The 6,658-nt window shown below is 56.1% G+C and carries 9 protein-coding genes; 5 read left to right on the top strand and 4 right to left on the bottom strand.

What is annotated here, in order from left to right:
• The 3 genes from ACIREA_RS23490 to ACIREA_RS23480 form a co-directional block, all read right to left on the bottom strand.
• Positions 1–259, bottom strand: a 259-nt coding sequence (locus ACIREA_RS23490; RefSeq protein ID WP_397384779.1) for an FMN-binding negative transcriptional regulator, incomplete at its 3' end; no start/stop codon positions are given.
• 5 nt (positions 260–264) lie between these two features.
• Positions 265–1,236: an alpha/beta hydrolase fold domain-containing protein gene (locus ACIREA_RS23485; protein WP_397384778.1), complete on the bottom strand. Its 972-nt coding sequence runs from the start codon at positions 1,234–1,236 to the stop codon at positions 265–267.
• Between the two features lie 31 nt (positions 1,237–1,267).
• A complete protein-coding gene (locus tag ACIREA_RS23480) occupies positions 1,268–1,780 on the bottom strand; it encodes a GNAT family N-acetyltransferase (RefSeq protein ID WP_397384777.1) in 513 nt (170 codons plus the stop codon).
• Positions 1,781–2,001: 221 nt separating this feature from the next.
• Here ACIREA_RS23480 and ACIREA_RS23475 point away from each other — a divergent pair, with 221 nt between their 5' ends.
• The 5 genes from ACIREA_RS23475 to ACIREA_RS23455 all read left to right on the top strand — a co-directional run bounded on the left by ACIREA_RS23475 (position 2,002) and on the right by ACIREA_RS23455 (position 6,344).
• On the top strand, positions 2,002–3,300 hold the full coding sequence (locus ACIREA_RS23475; protein ID WP_397384776.1) for a S8 family serine peptidase: 1,299 nt from the start codon (positions 2,002–2,004) through the stop codon (positions 3,298–3,300).
• 87 nt (positions 3,301–3,387) lie between these two features.
• The gene (locus tag ACIREA_RS23470; RefSeq protein ID WP_397384775.1) at positions 3,388–3,825 is read left to right on the top strand and encodes a YybH family protein; all 438 of its coding nucleotides are present in this window, start codon (positions 3,388–3,390) and stop codon (positions 3,823–3,825) included.
• A 117-nt stretch (positions 3,826–3,942) separates the two neighbouring features.
• The gene (locus ACIREA_RS23465) at positions 3,943–4,320 is read left to right on the top strand and encodes a VOC family protein (RefSeq protein ID WP_397384774.1); all 378 of its coding nucleotides are present in this window, start codon (positions 3,943–3,945) and stop codon (positions 4,318–4,320) included.
• A 117-nt stretch (positions 4,321–4,437) separates the two neighbouring features.
• Complete coding sequence (locus tag ACIREA_RS23460) at positions 4,438–4,962, top strand: ankyrin repeat domain-containing protein (RefSeq protein WP_397384773.1); 525 nt, start codon at positions 4,438–4,440, stop codon at positions 4,960–4,962.
• Positions 4,963–5,807: 845 nt separating this feature from the next.
• A complete protein-coding gene (locus ACIREA_RS23455; protein WP_397384772.1) occupies positions 5,808–6,344 on the top strand; it encodes a YcxB family protein in 537 nt (178 codons plus the stop codon).
• A gap of 109 nt (positions 6,345–6,453) precedes the next feature.
• Here ACIREA_RS23455 and ACIREA_RS23450 read toward each other — a convergent pair.
• Positions 6,454–6,658: hypothetical protein (locus tag ACIREA_RS23450; protein ID WP_397384771.1), on the bottom strand; the 205-nt coding region annotated here is incomplete at its 5' end.

The following is a 6,658-nucleotide window of genomic DNA, read 5'->3' as shown; positions in this document are numbered from 1 at the left end:
CGGGCGAGATGTAGGCGTGAGGGCCGGTGAAGATGACGAGGACTTCGGAGCTGGAAAAATGGCGCCACTGGGGGTTGGCGCGGGCCATGTGGGAGAGCAGACAACCGTGCGAACCTTGTGTCGGATTCAGCAAAACGGGCATGTGAGTGGCCTGCGGAACTTTGCCGTCGTGTGATACGATGGTGGCGAAGCTGTGCTGGCGCATGAATGCGTTCAGGGTATCGCGGTCGTCGATCTGGAAATGCGCGGGCGTGTACATGATGCCTACTTTTTCTTTTCTGGCAGAGCGGGGATGGGCGTGGTGTCGATAGTGGCATCGGAACCGAGCAGGGTTTTGCCGACGAAGAGTTTGGCGCGAGCGATGACTTCGGGATGGCTGACGGAGCCGTGGCCGCCGTTGGTGATTGGGATGAGCAATGAAGGAACGTCGGCTTTTTGGAGGGCGGCGTGGATGGCCTCGGCATGGAGGAAGGCGACGCGTTGGTCGGCGGAGCCGTGGAAGGTGATGAAGGGTGGGGCGTCTTTGGTGACGTAGGTCACGGGTGAGGCGGCGACGGCTTCGGTGTGCTTTTCTTCGTAGTTACCGCCGAGGAGGCCGATGACGGCATCGTCTTTGAGGATGGGCTTCTTTTCTTTGTCGAACATCAGGGCCTGGGTGAAGTCTTGGGGGCCGCAGAGGTTGACGACGCATTGGACGCGGCTGCTGAAGGTGGTGTTGGGGCCGAGATCGCCTTCGAGTTCTTTGACGTCGCCGCTGGTGCCGATGAGGGAGGAGAGGTGGCCGCCGGCGGAGCTGCCCATGACGGCGATTTTGTCGGGGTCGAGATTGAACTCCTTGGCGTGGGCGCGGATCCAGCGGATGGCCGCTTTGCAGTCATAGATTTGCGCGGGCCAGCGGGCTTCTTTGGTGAGTCGGTAACCGACGGCGACGGAGGCGTAGTCGCCGGTGCGGGCGAACTGGATGGCGGCGGCGGCATAGCCGAGGCGGTCGCCATTGACCCAGCCGCCGCCGTGGATGAGGGCGACGACTGGGAGGGGCTTGTCGCTGTTGCGTTTCTTTGGGAGGTAGAGGTCGACTTTTTGTTTGGAGTTGTCGGTGCCGGCGTAGGGCTGGTCGAGGCGGAGTTCGACCTGGCTTTGTTCGGCGGCGTTTTGGGCGTTCTGTTTTAGGGCGGCCAGATCCACGGCCCATGTGGATGATGTGGCGAGGAGCAGAAGCGGAAGAAGGTGTTTCATGGTGGGCAGAGTATGGGGAAGGTGGCGAAAACTAACGGCGACGGTAAATCAGCATCGGCATGCCGAGAATGGTTTCCTTGTGGGAGCAGTCAAAGCCAAGTTTTTCCAACACACGCCGGGAGCGTAAGTGATCTGGATGCACATCTGCGAACAGGGGTTCCACTGCGTGGTGTGTGTCAAACCATTCGAGCCAGGCACGGCCGACCTCGATCGCGTAACCCTGGCCCCAGTATGGTTTCGCCAGACGAAAGCCGAGTTCAATGCGTTTCCCGTCGGGAAGATAAAACAAACCGCTGTCGCCCATGGCCTTGCCGGTTTCTCGATGAAGGATCAGCCGTTTGCTGAAACAATGAAGTTTTTGATGTTCGCGGTATCGATGGATGCGGCGGCGCGAGTCCTCCAGCGTGAGGTCCGCCCCTCCTGGAATGAACTGCATCACCTCGAAATCAGAGAACCAGTCAAAGGCATGCTCGGCATCCGCTTCCTCGAAGGGGCGCATGCGGGTGCGCTCGGTTTCGATCCAGTGATGGTTCTGGAGTGGCATGGGAGATGTCAACGAAGTGAGAGTCTCCCGATATTGCATCCGCGCGTGAATTCTCATGGGCTAAAGGCCGGTGCCTTTTTCCATGCCACAGCACATAACTCCGGCATCAGCGTACCTAGGTCTCCTCCTTGCGATAGGAAAAGTGGTCAAATCTGTGCCCCAAAACATTGTTGACGTACTCGACAGAATTGTTTTTCATCAAGTGGTTAGGCCCATCGATCATGCAACGCTTAAAACTCATCCTACAGGGAATCTTATTGTGCCAGAGTCTGATCATTACGGAACTGCAGGCTATGGATATGGCGCGAGTCGAGACCGGCGTGGACAAGGCGTCTGCAGAATTCAAAGTGACGGGCCAAGGGGTTCTGGTTGCCGTGATGGATCGTGGAATCGACTGGCAGAATGACGACTTTCGCAATCAAGACGGCTCCACGCGTATCGAGTACATCTATGACCTCACGGATGATCGTGGGGCGAAAGCCCCGTTGAACACCTACGGGATGGGCACGATCTACACCAAAAGTGACATCAACCAAGCGATCGCCTCGAAGACGCCCTTGGCAACGCGTGATGCCGTCGGCCACGGTACCACCACGGCAGCGATCGCCTGCGGAAACGGTCGTAACAGCGCTGACCGAAAATACCGAGGCATGGCTCCAAATGCGTCCATTCTCGTTGTGAAGATCTGCGCTGACGGCACGCCTGCGCATGATGGCGAGGAGGCAGAGCCTTTCTTTTGGCAGATGAACCGAGTTGCGGTCGCCATCGATTTCATTACAGCGAAAGCTCGCGAACTCGGCCTTCCCTGTGTGATGGTCCTGAACGTCGGGTCCCAAGGGGGCGCGACTGATGGAAGCAGCGAGTTGTGCCGCAAGATCGATCAGACCGTGGGGCCGGGAAAGCCGGGCCTGATTTTTGTGACGGGCCCCGGCGATGAGGGAACGAAAAGAAAACACAACCGAACGACGCTCTTGAATGGCAATTCTGTCCCTGTCGGGACCATTTGGGACGGGGCTTCAGCGTATCACAACATCTGCCCGGGAGATTATGTCCAACGCGTTCGTTGGACGGATATCGATGGCCATCCTCGCTCTCATATCGACGAGGGCAAGGTGGGCGAGATTTGGAAAGGCAGCAGCGTTGGCCCCACCGCGGACGGGCGCCTGGGCATTGATTTTTGCGCGCCGGGTGACAGCGTATTTACAACCTACAATCCGAGGTCTCATTGGGCGACGTTTCGCTTCAACGTGATCCAGGACGGCAGAGGCTTATATGGCAGGGCTAATGCAGTGAGTGCAGCCAATCCGATGGTAGCCGGAATTATTGCCTTGATGTTGGAGGCGAACCCACGCCTTGATGCAGTTACGGCAAAACGTATCCTTCAACAAACCGCCCGCCGCGACTCATTCACTGGGCAAACTCCGAACACAACTTGGGGATACGGAAAAATAGATGCATACGCAGCAATAAAGACGGCGAAGCAAATCCTTGAAAGCCGCGTAAAATCAAATCAGCCATAATTCTTTACAGCCTGCAGATTGAGCAGACAAGCCACTTACGATGGCCCAATAATGCGCTGAGCTTGGGGTCGTTAGGCAAATCAGAGCATGAAACACATGGCCATCTTGCTGCTTTCACTACTCCAAACACTCTCTGCAGCTGAAATGAGAATGAATCATACGGATGCCCTTGCCAACTACGTCCAAAAGCTCAACACGCACTCCTGGGACGAAATTGCTCCCCGTGTCACTGATGATGCCGTTTTCATCTTCACTGAAAGCACGTTTGTAGGGAAGGAAGCGGCCAAGGCCGCTTTTGAGAAGACCTTCAGCTTGATTCAGGAGGAGGAGTATAGCATTCACGACGTATCTTGGACCGCTGTGACGGAAAGAATGGCGTCCTGCCATTACGAATACAGATGGAAGGGCCTGATTGACGGCCAGGAATCGTCTGGGGGCGGGCGTGGCACATCGATTTTACTCAAGGTTGATGGCCGCTGGTTGATCGCTCACGAGCATCTGGGTCCCTACCCCCGCAAATCATGATGCCCAACAAAGCACTGGTGCCAACTTTCGGGCGGCGTTGCATTCTTTGGCGATTCGGCGCATGATTCCGCCGCCCTCGGTCGACACAATTTAAACGTTCGCCAAAAAAAACATCCCATGAACAAAATCAGGCGCATCAACTGGATCGACATGGTCGTCGACAACCCGGATAAAACTTCACGGTTCTACGAAAGTGTTCTTGGATTCGAGCGATCTCCGGTAGAGGAGGATGCAGAGCATACATCGTATTTGGTTCAGGACGGAGGGCAGGAGGTGCTCGGAATTTGTGACTCTGCCGTCTTTCCCAATTGGGTCTCAGGCTGGCTGCCCTACATTGACGTCGAAGACTATGAACGAAGTGTTTCGCAGATTGAAGCTGCCGGTGGGCGCATCCACCAGGAGATGACGGTGAACTACAATTGGAAGGGGCAACGAATGTGTCTGGCTATAGATCCATCTGGAGCGCCGGTCATGATATGTGAATCTCAAGGATGAACAATGCCGAACAAAACGGAGGCAGGCAGGGGGCTCGGATGGCATCTGTCGTCTCATCGACGGTTCCAGCTCGCCGTCGCCTGATCCGGGACGTTCGCCCAACTAGCCGAGTCACCCGTGGCTAACAACACTACCAGACCTCCGTTTTACGAGTTGCGTGACCTTCTTCTGTCCGCACCACAAGAAGCGTTGTCGCGGCTAAGGCGGGACAGGTCGCTTTTGGATGCACGAAGTGGCCTTGGAGAGACGCTGCTGCATTGGATGGCCGTCGAGGATGCTTCGTCCTTGGTTTCGGAGTTGATTGAGCTTGGAGCTGAGATTGATACAGTGAACCACTTCGGCTCCACACCACTCCAGGAGGCGGTTCAGCTTGGCAGGACAGAGATTTGTTTAGAGTTGCTCGCACGAGGAGCTTCCGTCACACACATCAATGACGCTGGAGATTCTGTCATTTCGACATCGACGATCCTCAAGCGGCACACCCAATTGACCGCAGCTCTGCTTGAACGACTATCTTCTAACATACCCCTTTCCGATGTCGTTGACGAGACGACTCTGGAGAGTATCCGGCATCGGGATGACCCAGTGGCCGCCCTTTTCCGAGCCAGAGGCATTCCAGAGAGCACCTACTGGAACTCATGAAAGCAGCATATCCACCAACGAGGCCGAACAAAACGGATGCAGGCAGGGGCACGTATGGGATCTGTCGTGTCATCGACGGTTGCCAGCGCCTCCCGGCGCTGCCCTTCGGGTTGCCTTTTGCAAGCTATGTCGGTTGATGCGAGTTCCCACTCGCACCCTACGGGCAGCCTTTGGCTGTCTATCTCGCTCCGCTCGGTTCGCTCCATTCCCGCTCGCCGTCGCCTGATCCGAGACGTTCGCCCAACCATGAGAATTAACGTGCAGTCTGACGTTCCGAGATACTGGCGACTATTCGCTTTGATAGTTGGCGGAACCGTATGCTTCGGATCGCTTCCGTGGTTCGTCGGCACAGCATCTGGGAGGACACAGGGCTTCCAGACTGTTGTCTTCACGATTGCTGCTATGACGGCGCTCGTCGCGATCATCTACCGACCGCGCGGATTGACCTTGGTTGGAGATGCTGTCACCATTGAGGTTACCGATGACGCTGGCCGGGGAGCATGGCGTTTCCTTACCTCCGAAGTATGTTCGATTAGACTCACCCCCAACGGACACATTTTGTCCCATCCTCTATACTGGCTTTGCGTCACACTTGAATCGTGCGAACGAACAATCGGTCCAATATTGTTGACTGAGCACCCGCCACTACGCTTGCAAACCGAGATTGAGAGTCTCCTAGACGATTTGAGACTGCCAGAACGACAACCATGACTACTTTGATCACAGTCGAAACAAGTGCGAACAAAACGGATGCAGGCAGGGGGCTCGTATGGCATCCGTCGTGTCATCGACGCTAACCGCTCGCCGTCGCCTGATCCCGAGTCTTTCGCCCCACTCAATACGCCATGACAACCGCTGATCCAGCCCATTTGGCAGTCCAGACGAACCTTACGCCCGGCAGTGTGTTTGCCGGGGTCTTTGAGATGGCACTGCGTTCTCGACTCTTGCGGACTGTGACCCTCGCCATGTTCGCCTTGGGAGTGATTTCCTTCTGCATTGGTCTATCACACGGCTCTAGTCCGACCCTTTCGAGCGCCTTTGCTGCCATTCTCAGGGTTGCTCTATTCGCCATGCTGCCGGTTTCATTTGCTCTTGTCGTTTCAGCGCTATCTGCATGCCTTGCTGCTATTCAGCCTGGTGTGCTGGGAGGGCATCGCTTTGAGACTAGAGATGAAGGGCTCTTTGAGGCCACAGCCGCCAATCAGACCGTGACGAGCTGGTCATGCGTCAGAGAGATGGCCACTCTTACCGACAAGGTCGTCATACGACTTACAGGACTTCGCTTTCACATCATTCCAAGATCGGCATTCATGAGCCCACAGCATGAGAGCGCCTTTGTTTCGGCTCTGATGCAGAGGCTAGGCCGTGGAGTCATGAACTGATGATCAGGCACCGCCATGTGCAAGACCATCGCGAGAACAAGGGCGAACAAAACGGATGCAGGCAGGAGGCTCGTATGGCATCTGACGTGTCATCGACGAAATCTTTCCGCTAAGGGCGGGTGATGCTGAGGCGCATGAAGCGCCGGGGGGCTTCGTTCAAGCTGACGATGTCGCGTGCGTAAACCGTATCACTGATGATGGTCACAATGGGATTGCCGAAGGGGAAGGTGGTAGTGGTGATGCTCAGGATGTTTTCGTCGAGGAATCCAGGGCCCGTAGCGGAGCCGCCTGGGGGGATCGTCATCACTGTGGTC

Source organism: Prosthecobacter sp., assembly GCF_044373815.1.
In the GTDB taxonomy this organism is placed as follows: domain Bacteria; phylum Verrucomicrobiota; class Verrucomicrobiia; order Verrucomicrobiales; family Verrucomicrobiaceae; genus Prosthecobacter.
Note: the sequence above shows the minus strand (reverse complement) of the source record. Positions and strands in the feature narration are given on the sequence as shown.

What these genes read in the sequence shown, in the direction of transcription:
- ACIREA_RS23485 (WP_397384778.1), bottom strand. Translation starts at nt 1,236, where the DNA reads ATGAAACACCTTCTTCCGCTTCTGCTCCTCGCCACATCATCCACATGG.
- ACIREA_RS23480 (WP_397384777.1), bottom strand. Translation starts at nt 1,780, where the DNA reads ATGCCACTCCAGAACCATCACTGGATCGAAACCGAGCGCACCCGCATG.
- ACIREA_RS23475 (WP_397384776.1), top strand. Translation starts at nt 2,002, where the DNA reads ATGCAACGCTTAAAACTCATCCTACAGGGAATCTTATTGTGCCAGAGT.
- ACIREA_RS23470 (WP_397384775.1), top strand. Translation starts at nt 3,388, where the DNA reads ATGAAACACATGGCCATCTTGCTGCTTTCACTACTCCAAACACTCTCT.
- ACIREA_RS23465 (WP_397384774.1), top strand. Translation starts at nt 3,943, where the DNA reads ATGAACAAAATCAGGCGCATCAACTGGATCGACATGGTCGTCGACAAC.
- ACIREA_RS23455 (WP_397384772.1), top strand. Translation starts at nt 5,808, where the DNA reads ATGACAACCGCTGATCCAGCCCATTTGGCAGTCCAGACGAACCTTACG.